The organism is Streptomyces sp. NPDC088246 (genome assembly GCF_044741025.1).
Taxonomy (GTDB): domain Bacteria; phylum Actinomycetota; class Actinomycetes; order Streptomycetales; family Streptomycetaceae; genus Streptomyces.
On sequence record NZ_JBIURV010000053.1, the window covers coordinates 24,564 to 41,099 of the forward strand.

The 16,536-nt window shown below is 71.5% G+C and carries 10 protein-coding genes; 5 read left to right on the forward strand and 5 right to left on the reverse strand.

Features of this window, described 5'->3' with window-relative positions; genetic code table 11:
- Positions 1–237 precede the first annotated feature (237 nt).
- The 5 genes from ACIPEK_RS38970 to ACIPEK_RS38990 all read left to right on the forward strand — a co-directional run bounded on the left by ACIPEK_RS38970 (position 238) and on the right by ACIPEK_RS38990 (position 7,106).
- Positions 238–1,710 carry an ABC transporter substrate-binding protein gene (locus ACIPEK_RS38970; RefSeq protein ID WP_402006443.1) on the forward strand — a complete coding sequence of 491 codons (1,473 nt, stop codon included), beginning with the start codon at positions 238–240 and terminating at the stop codon, positions 1,708–1,710.
- A gap of 48 nt (positions 1,711–1,758) precedes the next feature.
- Complete coding sequence (locus ACIPEK_RS38975; RefSeq protein WP_402006446.1) at positions 1,759–2,745, forward strand: ABC transporter permease; 987 nt, start codon at positions 1,759–1,761, stop codon at positions 2,743–2,745.
- A gap of 88 nt (positions 2,746–2,833) precedes the next feature.
- Positions 2,834–4,693 (forward strand): dipeptide/oligopeptide/nickel ABC transporter permease/ATP-binding protein, encoded by a 1,860-nt coding sequence (locus tag ACIPEK_RS38980; protein WP_402006448.1) that lies wholly within the window; start codon positions 2,834–2,836, stop codon positions 4,691–4,693.
- Positions 4,690–5,751 carry an oligopeptide/dipeptide ABC transporter ATP-binding protein gene (locus ACIPEK_RS38985; RefSeq protein WP_402006451.1) on the forward strand — a complete coding sequence of 354 codons (1,062 nt, stop codon included), beginning with the start codon at positions 4,690–4,692 and terminating at the stop codon, positions 5,749–5,751. The genes ACIPEK_RS38980 and ACIPEK_RS38985 overlap by 4 nt, the downstream gene beginning before the upstream one ends.
- The gene (locus tag ACIPEK_RS38990; protein WP_402006454.1) at positions 5,748–7,106 is read left to right on the forward strand and encodes an NAD(P)/FAD-dependent oxidoreductase; all 1,359 of its coding nucleotides are present in this window, start codon (positions 5,748–5,750) and stop codon (positions 7,104–7,106) included. The genes ACIPEK_RS38985 and ACIPEK_RS38990 overlap by 4 nt, the downstream gene beginning before the upstream one ends.
- Before the next feature lie 508 nt (positions 7,107–7,614).
- On the opposite strand, the gene ACIPEK_RS38995 is transcribed toward ACIPEK_RS38990, so the two are convergent.
- From ACIPEK_RS38995 to ACIPEK_RS39015, 5 genes are all read right to left on the reverse strand, one after another.
- Positions 7,615–7,803 (reverse strand): hypothetical protein, encoded by a 189-nt coding sequence (locus tag ACIPEK_RS38995; protein WP_383081987.1) that lies wholly within the window; start codon positions 7,801–7,803, stop codon positions 7,615–7,617.
- 31 nt (positions 7,804–7,834) lie between these two features.
- Positions 7,835–8,572, reverse strand: a complete 738-nt coding sequence (locus ACIPEK_RS39000) for an SRPBCC domain-containing protein (protein ID WP_402006456.1) — start codon at positions 8,570–8,572, stop codon at positions 7,835–7,837.
- 30 nt (positions 8,573–8,602) lie between these two features.
- A complete protein-coding gene (locus ACIPEK_RS39005; RefSeq protein WP_402006459.1) occupies positions 8,603–9,850 on the reverse strand; it encodes a cytochrome P450 in 1,248 nt (415 codons plus the stop codon).
- A gap of 10 nt (positions 9,851–9,860) precedes the next feature.
- Entirely contained in the window at positions 9,861–10,076 is a 216-nt protein-coding gene (locus ACIPEK_RS39010) for an MbtH family protein (RefSeq protein ID WP_093896554.1), read from the reverse strand.
- 5 nt (positions 10,077–10,081) lie between these two features.
- Positions 10,082–16,536, reverse strand: a 6,455-nt coding sequence (locus ACIPEK_RS39015; RefSeq protein ID WP_402006462.1) for an amino acid adenylation domain-containing protein, incomplete at its 5' end; no start/stop codon positions are given.

Here is a 16,536-nt window from a genome sequence, read left to right on the forward strand (position 1 = left end):
GAACCGCGAGTCGGGCGGCCTCACTCGAACGGGGGAAATCATCCGGCCCGTTCGTGTCCGCACCCGGGGAGGCGGCCCGACGCCGTCGATCTCGGTGGCACGATGAACACCATGTACCGCCGAACCGTGTCGTTTCCCAGGGCTCGGTCGGCCGCGGTGGCGTCCGCCGCTGTCGCGTCAGCCGTGATGGCCGGTTGTGGCGGCGGCGACGTGTCATCGACACACACCCCTGTCGTCGTGGGGGGCACCGTCACGATCGCCACCGCCTCCGAGACCCCGAGTTTCCATCCGTACTCGCAGTTCGGCTCTGCCCTGGCTCCTTATGCCTACGACTCGTTGGTCAATATGGCGCCGGACGGGCGTGTGGCGTCGGGCCTGGCCGAGAAGTGGCGGGCCGGAGCCACTTCGGCGAGTTTCACCCTGCGCAGGGGAGTGACCTGCTCCGACGGCGCGATCCTCACGGCCTCCGGGGTGGCCCGGTCACTGAGATATGCGAGCGATCCCCGCAACCGGCTCGTCGGCGCCCGGGCGGCACTGCCCGGTGTGCCGTTCACGGTGTCGGCCGACGACGCGGCACGGACGGTGTCGGTGCGGATGGCGTCACCGTACAGCTTCATCGTGCGGACGATCGGTCTGGTGCCCGTCGTCTGCCCCGCCGGGCTGGCGGATCCCGGCGCGCTGGACAGGAGCACGGAGGGCACCGGGCCGTACGTGCTGAGCGGTTACACCTCGGGCGGTCCGTACCTCTTCACACGGCGCAAGGGGTATGCGTGGGGGCCGCGGGGAGCGACCAACGCAGCTGCGGGCCAGCCTGAGCGGATCGTGGTGTCGGTGGTGCCACAGGAGTCCACGGTGGCGAATCTGCTGCTCACGGGCGGCGTGAACATCGCGATGGTGACCGGCCCGGACCGCGCGCGGCTGACCGGCCACGGCCTGGCCACCGCCCAGGTGCCGACCGTGGTGGGGCTGACCTTCTTCAACGAACGGACCGGCCGCCCCTTGAGCGATCCTGTGCTGCGTCAGGCACTGGTGGGTGCCCTGGACCGCAAGGGCCTCGCCAATGTGGCGATCGGCGGCGACGGAACGCCCGCCAGCCATCTGACCGCCGCGGACTCCGTCTGCCACGCCGACGTGGCCGCCGGGAACCTGCCCTCGCCCAGTGCCGTGGGGGCTTTGGGCGCCGCGGGCTGGACGAAGAACGCACGGGGCAGGCTGGTGAAGCACAGCAGGCCTCTGCGGCTGCGGCTGCTCAGCAGCGCCGACTTCGGCTCCACCCTTCCGTCGGTCGCCGAACTGATGGCCGCCACCTGGCAGGCGCTGGGCGCGGACGTCGACCTCGTCAGCGAGAGCAGCAACGCGGTGGTACAGGCCATGTACCAAAGCGGCGACTTCGACGTCGTGGTCGGCAGCTCGCCGGGTCCGCCGCTGCCCGCGCAGCTCGTCCCGTACTTCTCCGGCTCGCCGCCGTCCGGGGGGCTCAACTTCGCGTACGTCGCCAACCGCGCCTACGACCGCTTCGTCGTCCTCGCCCTGCGCGCACCGGGCACGGCCAGCTGTGCGGACTGGAACAGGGCCGCCGCGGCGCTGTTCCGCTCGGCCGATGCACTGCCCATCGCCGACGGCACGAGCACGGTATACGGCTACCGGACGACCTTCGCCGTCGCGCCCGGCGGCCAGATCGTACCGACCAGCATCCGCCTGCACAGATAGCGACGGACGCCGCACACGACCGCGCACCACCAGTCGAGGAGGTCTCCCATGACGACCGTGTCCGCGCGGCTCGGCGCCCTGGCCCGGTGCCACCCGTGGGTGGTGTTCTGCTGCCGGCGTGCGGTGCGGCTGACGGTCTCCCTCTTCGTGGTCGTCACCGCTTCCTTCGCGATGATCCGGCTGGTACCCGGTGACCCCGTCCGGGCCGCGCTGGGGGTGGATGCCCCGCCGGACCTCGTAGCGGCCAAACGACACGAACTCGGTCTGGAGCGTGGCCTGTTGGAACAGTACTGGCGGTATCTGCGTCATCTGGCCCACGGGGACCTCGGGGTCTCTCTGGTGACCGGCGAGCCGGTGGCCGACCTGATCAGGGCACGTCTGCCGGCCACCTTGCTGCTGGCTGTCCTGGCGTTCGCCTGCGTACTCGTCGTCGCCCTCCCCGGGGGGCTGCTCGCCGCGGTGTGGACACGCGGAGGGCGGCGGCCCCGGGCGGAGCTGGCGTTCACCGCCACCACCTCCGCCATGGCGGGCATGCCGGACTTCGTGCTCGCGGCGGGTCTCACCGCGGGACTGGCGGTCGCCCTGCGCATCTTTCCGGTAGCCGGCGACCTCGGTCCTCAGTCCTACGTGCTGCCCGTGCTCGCGCTGGCGCTCGCTCCGACCGCGGTTCTACTGCGGATCGTACGGGTGGAGACGCTCAAGGTTCTCGCGACGGACTATCTGCGTGCCGCCCGCGCGAAACGGCTGCCCGCCGTCCCGCTCTATCTGCGCCACGTGGCACCGAACACGCTGACCGCGTCGCTGACGCTCGCCGGGAATCTCCTGCCGGCCCTGATCGCGGGGACCGTATTGGTCGAGAAGGTGTTCGCCTGGCCGGGCATCGGTTCGGCGATGGCACAGTCCGTGACCGCGCAGGACTACGCGGTCGTCGAGGCGTCGGTTCTCGTGCTGGGCTCGGCCGTCCTCGTGGTGAACTTCCTGGTCGATCTGGCCCTCGCGCTGCTCGACCCCCGATCGGTCATCCGGAAGACGTGATCCGATGGTGCTGTTTCCCCCTTCCCCTTCCACGCCGGGTGCCGCCGCCGGCAGGTCTCGCGCGTCCCGGTCGGTCTGGGCCTCGCCCATGGGCGTGATCACCCTGGCGATGCTCGGATCGCTCGCCGTACTGGCCGTCGCGGGGGCGGTGCTGTGGGGGCAGGCCGCCGACCGTCCGGACCCGTCGGCGGTGCTGCGGGGGCCCACTGCAAGTCATCTGCTCGGCACGGACCATCTCGGGCGCGACCTGCTCGCCCGGCTGCTCTCGGCGACTTGGCTCTCCCTGCTGCTGGCAGTCGCGGCCACGCTCCTCGGGGCGGTGGCCGGGATCACGCTGGGCGCACTCACCGCCGTCGTGGGCGGGCGCGCCCGCCGCCTGCTGGGAGCCCTGATCAACCTCCTACTGGCATTTCCCGCGCTTCTCGTCGCGATGTTCTTCGCGGCCCTCTTCGGCGCGGGGGCGGGTGGGGCGGTGTTCGCACTCGCCGTCGCCAGTGCACCGGGCTTCGCGCGGATCACGCAGACCCTTGCTGCCGGAGTGGCCGGAACCGACTTCATGGCGGCGGCACGTGTGCTGGGCCTGCGTCGCCACCGGCTCCTCCTGCGCCATGTCCTGCCCCACATCGCCGAACCGCTGCTGCTCAACACCACAGTCGCCGCGGGCTCGTCACTCGTGGCCCTGTCGGGACTGAGCTTCCTCGGACTGGGGGTGCAGCCCCCTTCGTACGACTGGGGGCTCCTGCTGAGCCAGGGGCTGGACCGCATCTACACCGAACCGCTGCCCGCCGTGGCACCCGGCATCGCCATCGTCTACGCCGGTGTGGCCTTCCAACTGCTCGGCGAGGTGCTGGCCGGAGCCGCTGCGCGACGCGCCCGCACACGGCAGCTGGAAGAACCCGCGGTACACCCGGCACGCGCCGACCGACCAACATCCGTGGAACACGTGCTGGAGGTGGAGGATCTGTGGGTCGCCCTTCCCTCGGCGGACCGGGTGGTCCGGCCCGTCCGCGGTGTCACCCTCGCTCTGCGGCGCGGTGAGATGGTCGGCCTGGTCGGCGAGTCCGGCTCCGGCAAGTCGCTGACGGCGCTTGCCATCGCCGACCTGCTGCCGGACGGCGCCTGCGCGACCTGGGGTACCCACCGGTTCCTCGGCGCGGACGCCGAGTCTTCGACACGCAAAGAGCGACGCAGGCAGCTGGCGACGGGAATGGCGATGATCTTCCAGAACCCGGCCTCGGCCTTCAACCCGTCGCTGCGCATCGAAACGCAGATGACGGAGGCCGTGCGCGCGCACCATGGCACCCCTCGTGCCCAGGCCGTCGAGCAGGCCCTGGCGCAGCTTCAGCGGGTCGCGCTGCCCGGCGGGCGTCGGTTGCTGCGGTCCCGCCCCTTTCAGCTCTCCGGCGGTCAGCGCCAGCGAGTGGCGATCGCTGCCGCTTCGATGGTGCGGCCCGACCTCATCATCGCGGACGAGCCGACGACAGCCCTGGACGTCACCGTGCAGCGGCAGATCATGGACCTGCTCCGCCGTATCCGGCGCGACGACGCCACCGCGATCCTCTTCATCAGCCACGACATCGCCCTGGTGGCCGACGCCTGCGACCGGGTTCTGGTCATGTACGGGGGAACGATCGTGGAGAACCTTCCTGCCCATGAGCTGGCGACCGGCGCACGGCATCCGTACACGCGAATGCTCGTCGCCTCGGTCCCGGACATGGCCGCGGACCGCGACCGCCCCCTGCGCACCATCGAGGGAGTGCCGCCCGATCCGTGCGGTGCGGCCCCGGGCTGCCCGTTCCATGACCGCTGTCCGCATCGACTGGACCGGTGCGCCGTGGAGAGCCCCATGTTGTCCCCGCTCGACCCGGGGCACGAGGTCGCCTGCTGGCGACCGCTGCCCCCGGCACTGTTCTGCGGACAGCGTGAGACCGAAGGGGAGGAGAAGTGAGGGAAGGGGCAGGGTTGGCGCTGTACGACGTCACTGTCCGCCACCACGGGCCGTTCGGGCCGGTCGTGGCAGTGGACGGAGTGTCACTGGAGGTTCCCCAGGGCACGACGGTCGGCCTGGTCGGCGAGTCCGGTTCGGGAAAGTCCACTCTGGCACGTGCGGTCGTCGGGCTGGACAGCCCATGCGCCGGGCGGATCACGGTCGGTGGGCGGGAGTACCGTGGGCGCCGGGCGGCCGATCGGCGTCGGTTGGGGCAACAGGTCCAACTGGTGTTCCAGGACCCGGACACGGCATTGGACCCGCGCATGACGGTCCGTCAGTCGATCGCCGAATCAGCCGGGGCCTTCGTTCGGCTGGACCGCCGTAGCCGCGAACAGCGCATCAGCGGGCTGCTGGAACTGGTCGGTCTCGACGCCGGCTGCGCCGACCGTGTGCCGCGGCAACTCTCGGGCGGCCAGCGCCAACGCGTGGCCGTCGCCCGCGCGCTCGCCGTCGATCCGGCGGTTCTCATCGCCGACGAGGTCACCTCGGCTCTCGACGTGTCGGTCCGGGCGGCGCTCCTCACCATGCTTCGGGATCTGCAACGACGCATGGGCTTCGCCATGCTGTTCATCAGCCATGACCTCGCCGCCGTCCGCCATGTGTCGGACGCCGTCGCCGTGATGTATCTCGGTCGGATCGTCGAGACCGCCTCCACCGAGAACCTGCTGCGCAGCCCACGGCACCCCTACACCCGAACGCTGCTGTCCGCCGTGCCGAGCTTGCACGCCGGACGACGACCGGTCGGGGAACCGCTTCTTCCCGGAGAGGTGCCCGACCCCGCATCGCCACCGACCGGATGCCGCTTTCATCCGCGCTGCCCCGTCGGGCCGGGCCGGCGTCCCGGACGGGACGTCTGCGCCGCACGGGACCCCCAGCAGGATGCGGCCGGACAGCCGCACCGCGCCGCGTGCCACTTCCCGTATCGCGCCGACCACTGCCCGCCCCACGCCGGCAGCGTCCACCCGGACGCGAACGGCGACCGGGCTCCGCAAACCCCGGGGGACCTGCCGTCATGACGGACAGGGAGCCGGACACGCTTCCGTCCGGCGCGGACGCGATCGTCGTGGGCGCCGGTGTGATCGGTGCCGCGGTGGCACTGGAACTGGCGCGCACCGGTCGGCGCGTAGTGGTCGTCGACAAGTCCGGCGGCGTCGGCCACGGATCCACCAGCGCCTCGAGCGCGATCATCCGTTTCAACTACTCGACCTGGGACGGTGTCGCCACCGCCTGGGAATCCCAGCACTGCTGGGCACGATGGGCGGAGCACCTGGGCACCATGCACGGCCCTGGCCTGGCGGCGTTCCGGCGGACCGGAGCGGTACTCTTCGACGCGCCGGGCTCCGGGACGTCGGAGGTCATCGCACTGTTCGAGCGTGCCGGCGTGCCGTACGAGCGCTGGGATGCCGCAATGCTGCGCAGCCGGATCCCCGGCATCGACGCGGGACGCTACGGACCCCCCAAGCCCCTGCTCGACGAGGCGTTCTTCTCCGGCCCGGAAGGGGAACTCGGCGCGCTGTTCACACCCGATGCGGGCTTCGTCGACGATCCCCAGCTCGCGGCACAGAATCTCGCGGACGCGGCGGCCCGCATCGGGGCGCGCTTCCTCTTCCATCGCACAGTCGTCGGTGTCCTGCGCCGCGAGGACCGGGTGGCGGGCATCCGGCTCGCCGACGGCACCGCGATCACGGCACCGGTGGTGATCAACGCCGCCGGGCCTTGGTCGGGCGCGTTCAACCGGATGGCCGAGGTCGGGGCCGAGTTCACCGTCGGAGTGCGCCCGCTGCGCCAAGAAGTCCACCAGGTGGCCGCACCGGTCTGCCAGGGCGACACAACCTCGTCGAGCCCGGGCGGCGCCAAGACTACGCTCGGCCTGATCGTGGCCGATGTCGATCTTGGGACCTACCTGCGCCCCCTCGGCGGACACCTCCTCATCGGCAGCACGCTGCCCGCCTGCGACCCTATGGAGTGGCTCGACGATCCCGACATGTGTAACCCGCACCCGACGCCCACCCGGTTCGACACCCAAGTGACCAGGGCCGCACGCCGATTCCCGCTCCTCCGCGTTCCGAACCGGCCGACCGGCATCGCCGGTGTCTACGACGCCGCCGACGACTGGTCCCCCATCTACGACCGCACCGATCTGGCCGGCTTCTACGTCGCCATGGGAACGAGCGGCAACCAGTTCAAGAACGCTCCCCTGGCGGGTCGGTTCCTCGCCGCCCTGGTCGACCGCGTCGAGGCCGGCCACGACCACGACCGCGATCCGCTGCGGTACACAGGTGAACACACCGGCATCGTCATCAACCTAGGCGCGTTCTCCCGCAAACGGCCCATGGCTGAGGGTGCCGCCTCTCGAACCGTCATGGGCTGACGTTTTGCATGGGCAGGGGTCTGCAGAACAGCGTCGGGTGACCGCGTATGCCTCGTTGAACCCCATGGCACCGCTGCTGGTCGGGCCCGCCATCTCGGGCGCGTGCTGATGGACGGTGCTTGCGCCCCTATTGCGGACAGGGCGAGTCGGTCGCGTGCGACTCGTCCTGACCGCGGGCCACTCGTTCAGCCACCGCCCCCTTGGCCCGGCGGCAGGATCAAGTCGCCAAGGGACACTGATGTGGCCCGACCAGCCTGGAGGACTTCCGCAAGACGATCGCCGACGACAAGGTCGTGGTGGTCTACTGCTGGGCGTACTCCTCGAAGGAGACCCGGGCGTTCCTGGACACGGGCGCCAATACCGCAATCGCCGAGAAAGCGAGGGTGACCATCCTGCCGCGGTTCGGGGAGGCGGGGACCGCCAGGCCCTGGGCCGCGTCGTCACGAGGCCGGTGCCGTCCGGGAGCTGCTGCGCCGGACGGCACCGGCCTCGTGACGACGGAAGAGGTCTACCAGCGGCCGCGTGCCGGTGCGGAGCCGAGCTTGGAACTCAGCACCGACAGGAAGGTCGGGAGCTTGTCCACCGCGGATTTGGGGACGGGAGTGACCTGGACCGTGCCCCGCACCACGTCCTGCACGACGAGCTTGTAGGTACCGCCTTCCTGGACGAGTTCGGCGGCATAGAGCAGTGTTTCCACCAGAGATCCTTCGGTTGTGTCGTGCGACGAGTCAGGCCCCGTTGAGCCACGCGTCCCACGCCTTGGTGGCTTGCTGTTCGTTCGCGTCCTCGGCGAACAGGTGGTGGCCCAGCCAGATCGGCCAGTTCCAGGTGCTGCCGTTGAAGAACCGGTACAGCGCGTCCGGGCCGCGCAGGCCGACGAAGTCGGGGCTCAGCCAGTCCACAACGACCTCCTCCGAGCCGCCGTCCACGCCCGGGAGGTCGAGCGACAGCCGGTCGCCGACGGTCGTGTCGTCGGCGAGTCCGAGGCGTCGGCGCAGGGCGGCGAAGTCGGCGGGGTCGTCGGTGCGCTCGCCGCGGCCGGCCTTGACGTAGACGACGGGGCGGCCGGCGAAGTGCCTCAGGTACTCGGCGAGGGCGTGCTGGTAGAAGTCGACGTGCTTCTCGGCCGCGTCCGCCTTGGTGTCCCACGTGTCGTCGACGACGCCCGTGTGCACCCAGTGGATTCCCATGCGCAGGTGGCTCGTTCCGCTGTCGAGCGGCTCGATCCGGTAGGTGAGCGTGTTGGAGAACCCGTCGTCCAGGGCCACGCGCACGGCGAAGTGGTTCGGCGGCTCCCACGCCACGACGGTGCCGTCGGCCCGGGTGACCTTTCCGCCGACGTGCGGCTCGACTTCCATGGGGTACAGCCAGCCGAGGTTTCCGGTGCCGGTGGCGACCGCGTGCCAGACCTGCTCGGGCGTGGCGGGCAGGTCCTGCTCCCGGCGGACCTCGAACTCTCGGGCCATGGTCACTTCTCCTTCGTCATCGTTCATGTGTCAGTAGCTGAGTGGGAGGGCGCTCAGCCGCCGTTGCAGTGGGTTGGGCCGCCATTCGAGGGCCGCCCCGTCGGCCAGCCGCAGGTGCGGGAGCCGACGGACCAGCGTGCCGATGGCCACCTCTGCCTGGAGCTTGGCCAGCGGACCGCCGAGGCAGAAGTGCGGGCCGTTGCCGAAGCTCAGGTGCCGGTTGCCGGGGCGGGACAGGTCGAGCCGGTCGGGGTCCTCGAAGCGCTCGGGATCACGGTTGGTGGCGGCGAGGAACAGGTACACCAGCTCGCCCTCGCGCAGCGTCCGCCCGCCGATCCCGACGTCCTCTGCGACGACTCGGACGATTGCCTGGGTCGGCGTGTCGTAGCGGGCCAGTTCATCGACGGCGGTGCGGATCAACGCCGGGTCCTCGCGCAGCCGGGCCAGCTGGTCGGGGTGGCGCAGCAGGGCGAGCACACCGTTGCCGACCAGGTGGGTGGTGGTCTCGTCGCCCGCGGTGATCAGGACGAAGCAGGTGGACAGCAGTTCGGAGTCGGTGAGCCGGTCGTCCTGCGCCTGCGTCGCGACCAAGGCGCTGATCAGGTCGTCGCCCGGGTCTGCCCGGCGTCGGCGGACGAGTCGGGCGAGGTACTCCTCGTACTGCTCGATCGCCGCCTCGGACTTGTCGATGTCCTCGCTGAGCCGGCCGAGGCGGCGGAACCATGTGTTGACCTGCGGACGGTCCTCGGGTGGGATGCCGAACAGCTCGCAGACGACGGACAGCGGCAGCGGGGAGGCGACCGCCTCGATCAGGTCCATGGTCGACCCCGCCGCGACCGCCTCGTCGATGAGCCGGTCGACGATCCGCTGGACGCCGTCGCGCAGGGCTTCGACGCGCCGGGCGGTGAAGGCGCGGTTGGCCAGCTTGCGCAGCCGGGCGTGGTCCGGCGGGTCGGTGTTGCTCATCACCCGGCCGAGCCGGTCGGTGAGCCTGCTGAAGGCCTTCAGGTCGCCGCCGAGCGCGCCGTAGGCGCGGGTCATCCGGTCCCGGTCGTTGGACAGCCGCAGGTTTCCCAGGGCCGCCTCGACGTCGGCGTACCGGGTGAGGTACCAGATGCCCTGGGTGCTGCGGTGGACCGGGCTCTCGCGCCGCATGCGGGCGTAGAACGGGTATGGGTCCCGGCGGGCCTCGGGCGTTTGCAGCGCTGCGGCGAGGTCGCGGGGCCGGACGAGGCCCGCGGTGCCGCGGGCCTCGTCCAGGGTATCGGTGGAGGTCATGTCGGCCGCGCTACCGCTGGGCGTCCATGGCGTCGACGAGGCTCTTGGGCCGCATGTCGGTCCAGGTCTGCTCGACGTACTCCAGGCAGGCGGCGTGGGTGTCGGGGCCGTGGGCGACGGTCCAGCCGGCGGGAACGTCCGCGAACTGCGGCCACAGCGAGTGCTGGTTCTCCTGGTTGACGAGCACAAGGAAGGTGCCGTCCTGGTTCTCGAAGGGGTTGGTCATGTGAATCAGTCCTCCTGGTTGCGGGTTGGGGTGTCCCCGGTGGCCTCGGCGAGCTTGGCGGCCAGGATCGGGCCGATCTGGGCCAGCGAGCCGGCTTGGGTCATCCGGTCGTGCCGGGTGGTGATCTCGTGCGATTCGATCCGGCCGGCGATGTACGGGCGCCAGGTCCCGGGCCCGGCGTTGTCGGCGCCCCGGTCGATCGTGGAGTTGAAGAGCAGCAGGTCTCCGTCGAACCTGCCGGGGACGAAGTCGACCGCCAGCTTGGCGTTGTTGATCATGATGTGGACGATGACCTCGATCTGCTGCTCCGTCAGGCCGGCAAGTGCGCTGCCCCGCCGGCTCAGGATCTCGGCGACCTCGGCGTAGGTCAGCGGCCGGTCGCCCAGCTCGTCCAGGTCGCAGTCGAGCACCCCGACGAGCACGTCCCGCTCGGTGGGCACGGGCAGCTCCTCGAACTGCACGTCCTTCACCGGGTAGGCGTCGAGGATCGCCAGCAGCGCGGTCCGCTCGCCACGGGCCTGAAGCTCGCAGGCGATCGCCTGGGCGATCAGCCCACCGGCAGACCAGCCGAGCAGCAGGTACGGGCCCTCGGGCTGGATCTTCTGGATCTGGTCGGCGTAGTCGGCCGCCATCTCCTCGAAGGACGTCGGCCGGGGTTCGGGGCGGCCGAGTCCGCGCGCCTGGATCGCGTAGACCGGGTACTCGGAGCCGATGTGGTTCAGCAGCCCGCTGTACGACCAGCTGATGCCGCCGCCGGGGTGGATGCAGAACAGCGGTGTCCGGCTCCCGGTCGTGCGCAGCGGCAGCAGCACGTCCAACGCGTCGTCGGGATCGTTCATGAGCAGGCGTTCCGTGAGCCCGGCCACGGTCGGCGCTTCGAAGAGTGTGCGCAGGCCCACCTCGACGCCGAGGGTCTCGCGTACGCGGGAGACCAGGCGGGCGGCAAGCAGCGAGTGCCCGCCCAGGTCGAAGAAGCTGTCGTCGATGCGCACCTGCTCCCGGCCGAGGACCTCGGCGAACAGGTCGCACAGCAGCTCCTCCTGCGGCGTCCGCGGGCCGCGCCCGGTGCCCGGCGCACCGTAGTCGGGGGCCGGCAGGGCGGCCCGGTCCAGCTTGCCGTTGGCGGTCAACGGCAGCACGTCCAGGGTGACGAACGCCGACGGCACCATGTACTCGGGCAGTTCGCGCCGCAGCCGGTCGGACAGCTCACCCGCCTCGGGCGCACCCTCGGGAGCGGGCACCAGGTAGGCGACGAGCCGCTTGTCGCCCGGCTGGTCCTCGCGGACGACGACGGCCACCTGGGCGACGCCCGGGCAACTCGCGAGCACCGCCTCGATCTCGCCGGGCTCGATCCTGAAGCCGCGCAGCTTGACCTGGTGGTCGGCCCGTCCGGCGAACTCCAGCGTGCCGTCGGCCAGCCACCAGGCCAGGTCGCCCGTGCGGTACATCCGGCTACCGGTCGGCCCGTACGGGTCGGCGGTGAACCGCTGTACCGTCAGGCCGGATCGGCCGACGTAGCCCCGGGCCACGCCCACCCCCGCGAGGTACAGCTCACCGACCACGCCCGGCGGCACCGGCCGCAGCCCCGCGTCGAGCACGTAGGCACGCATGTTCGCCATCGGCCGGCCGATCGGCACGGTCGCGGCGTGCTCGGAGAGGCTGTGCACCGGGTGGCAGGTGGCCAAGGTCGTGGCCTCGGTCGGCCCGTAGCCGTTGACCACCTCAAGACCGGGGCAGGCTGCCAGCACCCGGGCGACGGCGGCCGGGGAGACCACGTCACCGCCGGTCCACACCTCGCGGACCCCCGCGAGCAGGCCCGGCCGCTCCTCTGCGACCAGGCGGAACAGGCCGGCCGTCAGCCACAGTCCGGTTACCTGGTGCTCGCTGACCGCCTGGTGCAGCAGGTCGAGGTCGAGCCGGCCGGGCGGTGCGACGACGACCCGGCCGCCGCCGAGCAGTGGCACCCACTGCTCGTACGTCGACAGGTCGAACGCCGTCGGGGAGTGCAGCAGCACCCGCTCGTGTCCGCCGCCGCGCCAGTCGGGGGCCAGCGCGAGGGCCACCACGTCGCGGTGGGTGACGGCGACACCCTTCGGTCGCCCGGTCGAGCCAGAGGTGTACATCACGTACGCCAACTGCTTTGGGTCACAGAAGACTTCAGGGTCGGATGAGTCGGACTCGGCCTGGATCAGTGCGGTCAGCACGTCCTCGGTGAGGACCAGCGTGGTCCCGGCCTCCCGGAGGATCAGGTCGATGCGGGACGGCGGGAAGCGCGAGTCGAGGGGCACGTAGGCGCCGCCCGCCTTGATGATCGCCAGGATCGCCACGACCAGGTCCGCCGAGCGCTCCAGCAGTACCGCGACCGGCGCCTCCGGCACCACGCCCTGGCGGATCAGTGCCCGCGCAAGACGGTTGGCCCGCAGGTCGAGTTCCCGGTAGGTCAGCTCGGTGCCCCTCGCCACGACGGCCACCGCATCCGGGGTGGCTCGCACCTGACGGGTGAACAGCTCCGGCAGCGCGGCCTCGGGCAGCTCGGCGGCGGTGTCGTTGAACTCGGACAGCAGCCGGTGGCGTTCCTCGCCGGACATGATGTCGATCCGGCTGATCGGCCGGTCGGGGTCGGCAACCACCGCGCGCAGCAACCGCGCCCAGCGGGCGAACAGCAGCTCCACGGTGGCCGGATCGAACAGATCGGTGGCGTACTCCACCGCACCGACCATGCCGTCGAGGCTGCCGTCCGGTCGGTACTGCTCGGCCAGACTGAACGTCAGGTCGACCCGCGCGGTGCCGGTCGGTGCCTCCAGGTAGCCGGTCGACAGCCCCGGCAGCGTGAACTCGCTCCATGGCGCATTCTGAAGAGCCAGCATGATCTGGAACAGCGGGTGGTGCGACAGGGATCGGGCCGGGTTGACCACCTCGACCAGGTACTCGAACGGCACGTCCTGGTTGGCGTACGCGGACAGCGCCTTCTGCCGTACCTGGCCGAGCAGTTCGGCGAAGCCGGGGTCGCCGCTCGTGTCGGTGCGCAACACCAGGGTGTTGACCATGAACCCGACGAGGTCGTCCAGGGCTTGGTCGGTGCGCCCGGCGATGGGACTGCCGATCGGGATGTCGGTGCCGGCGCCGAGCCGGGTGAGCAGCGCGGCGAGGCCGGCCTGGAGCACCATGAACATGCTGGCGCCGCGCGAGGTGGCCAGGTCCCGCAATGCCTGGTGCAGTTCGGCGTCCAGCCGGACGGCGAGCCGACCGCCCAGCTGGGAGGCCACAGCCGGCCGGGGCCGGTCTGCGGGCAGTTGCAGCCGCTGCGGCAGCCCGGTCAGCTCCTCGCTCCAATAGGCGAGTTGTCGGGCGAACAGGCTGTCCGGATCGGCGGCGTCGCCAAGCAGATCGCGTTGCCACCGGGTGTAGTCGGCGTACTGCACCGGCAGCGGGGACCACTGCGGTTCCTCGCCCCGGCAGCGGGACGCGTATGCCGTCGCCAGGTCGCGGGAGAGCGGGCCCATCGACCAGCCGTCGGCCGCGATGTGGTGCACCACGAGCAGCAGCACATGCCGGTCGGAGGCAAGCGCGTAGAGCTCCGCGCGGATCGGCGGTTCGGCGGCCAGGTCGAAGCCACGCCCGGCCCCCTCCGCCAGCCGGCCGGACAGCCGTACCTCATCGAGCTCGATGACCGGCAGCTCGGGGCGGGCCTCGTCCGCGCTCAGCACGAGCTGGTGCGGCACGCCGTCCGCCTCGCGCAGGACCGTCCGCAGGCTCTCGTGCCGGGCGATCACGTCGGCGAGCGCGGCATGCAGCGCCGCCCGGTCCAGCTCGCCGTCCAGGCGCAGCGCGAGCGGCATGTTGTAGGTGGCACTCGGCCCGTCCATACGGTGCAGGAACCACAGGCGTTGCTGGGCGAAGGACAGTGGGATCCGCTCGGGGCGCGGACGGGCGGTCAGCGCGGGCCGCTCCGTGACCGAGCCGTCGAGGCGGGCCGCCAAGGCGGCCACGGTCGGGTGCTCGAAGAGCGTGCGAACCTCCAGCTCCGCGCCGAAGGTCGCCCGGACCCGGGAGGCCAGGCGGGTCGCCAGCAGGGAATGCCCGCCGAGGTCGAAGAAGCTGTCCTCGACGCCGACCCTGGGCAGCCCGAGCACGTCGGCGAAGAGATCGGCGAGCAGTTGCTCCTGCGGGGTGCGCGGCGCCCGCCCGGTCGCGGCCGTCCCCAGGTCGGGGGCGGGCAGTGCGCGGCGGTCGACCTTGCCGCTGGCGGTCAGCGGCAGTGCGTCCAGGACGACGAGGGCCGACGGCACGAGGTAGTCGGGCAGGCGGTCGCGCAGCCGGTCGCGGAGTTCGCCGACGAGGGCGCCCGTGGCGCGGCTTCCGGTCGGGCGGTTGGTGAGCGAGGACAACGCGGTGCCGGACGGCCGCAGCGGCCGGTAGGCCTCGACGGGGGCGTCTCCCGGTACGTCGGAGATGACGACGTCCAGGGCGTCGGGCGCGCCGACCGACCAGGTGACGTCCACCCGGCGGCCGAGTTCGTCGCCGAGCTCACGGAAATCCTCCGGGTCGGGCAAGTCGCCGCTGTCCGGGCCGTGTAGCCGGTCCAGCAGTTCGGCGAGCGTGCCGTCCCCGTTCTGCACTGCCCGGGCCAGCGCTGCCTCGCGGGCGACGCGCCGGTTCGGCACCCCGGTGATGCGCACCGGGTCCGCGCCGCGCAGGGCGAGCAGCTCGCGCACCTCCTCGAGGTCGGCGATCTCTCGGCCCCACGCCAGCTCCTGCGGCGCGGCCGGTGCCGTGGGGACGGCCGGCTGCTTGTGCAGCGTGACGTCGTAGCGGTAGCGAGTGAGCTCGTTGTGGTGCCGACCGCGCTTGACCTCCACGGCCACGGCACCGACGGTGCCCCGGTAGCGCAGGACGGTGAAGAAGTCCGGGTCGACCAGGAGTTCCTTCTCCACCAGCAGGGCTTGCTCCACTGCACGGCGCACTGAAGGCAGGTCGGCGCCGTCGGCGGCCCGGTGGAGCTGGACGGCCGTGGCCAACGGGCGCAGCAGCCGCAGGTTGCGGATGTCGCCGACGAAGAGCACGCCGCCGGGGGTGAGCAGCCGCATCAGCCGGTCGATCACGTCGGCGAGGTAGTCGGCGGACGGGAAGTACTGCACCACCGAGTTCAGCACGATGGTGTCGAACCGCCCGACCGGCAGCCCGTCGATGTCGTGCGCCGGGCGGGTCTGCAGGACCACACGCTCGGCCAGCCGCTCGTCCCGCGCCACTTGGGCGGCCAGCGCGTCAATCGCGGTGGCGGAGAAGTCGGTCGCCCAGTAGGCCTCGCAGTGCGGTGCGATCTGCGAGAGGAGAAGGCCGGTGCCGACGCCGACCTCCAGCACCCGGCGGGGGCGCAGGGCCAGGACGCGCGCCACGGTGGCGTCCCGCCACTCCCGCATCTGCTCGATCGGAATCGGGCTCGCGTCGTAACTGCTGTTCCAGCCGACGAAGTTCTGACCGAAGGCGGCTTCCTCGGGAACGATGGGCAGGGCATCGTAGATGTCCCGCCACTCGCCCACGTGTTCCGCTTCGAGGCCGTCGTCCCGCGCCGCAGCCTGGCGCGGGACGACGTAGCCGACGAGCCGGTCGTCCTGTGCGAGGACGGCGGCATGGGCGACTGCGGAGTGCTCGGCCAGGGCTGCCTCGATCTCGCCGAGCTCGATGCGGAAGCCGCGCACCTTCACCTGGTCGTCGGCTCGGCCGACGTACTCCAGCTCACCGTCGGTGCGCCGGCGCACCAGGTCGCCCGTGCGGTACATGCGTTCACCTGCCGTGCCGAACGGGCAGGCGACGAACCGCCCGGCCGTCAGCCCCGCCCGGTTCAGATACCCGCGCGCCAGCCCGGCGCCCGCCACATACAACTCCCCCACCACACCCGGCGGCACCGGCCGCATCCGTTCGTCCAGGACGTACACCCGAGCGTTGGCGATCGGACGGCCGATCGGCGGCACGCCCGACCCCGGGGACAGTGGGTCGCTCATCGTCGCGCACACCGTCGTCTCCGTCGGACCGTACGCGTTGATCATCCGGCGCCCCGGCGCCCACCGGGCCACCAGCTCCGGCGGGCAGGCCTCACCCGCGACCACCAGCGTCGACACGGTCGCCGTGTCCTCCGACAGGGCGGCCAGGACGGACGGGGGCACGGTCACATGGGTGACTGCGATGCCCGGGTCCATCAGCGCGGCGACCGGATCGGCCGCAGGAGGAAGCACCAGGGCCGCGCCGCACAGCAGGGCGGTGAAGACTTCCGACACCGAAGCGTCGAAGCTGGACGAGGCGAACTGGAGCACCCGGCTGTCGGGTTCGATCGCGAACCGCTCGATCTGGGCGGTGACCAGACTCGCCACGCCGGTGTGGCTCACCACGACGCCCTTGGGCCGGCCGGTCGAGCCCGACGTGTAGATCACGTAGGCCGGATGCCGGACGTCGAGCGCGATCT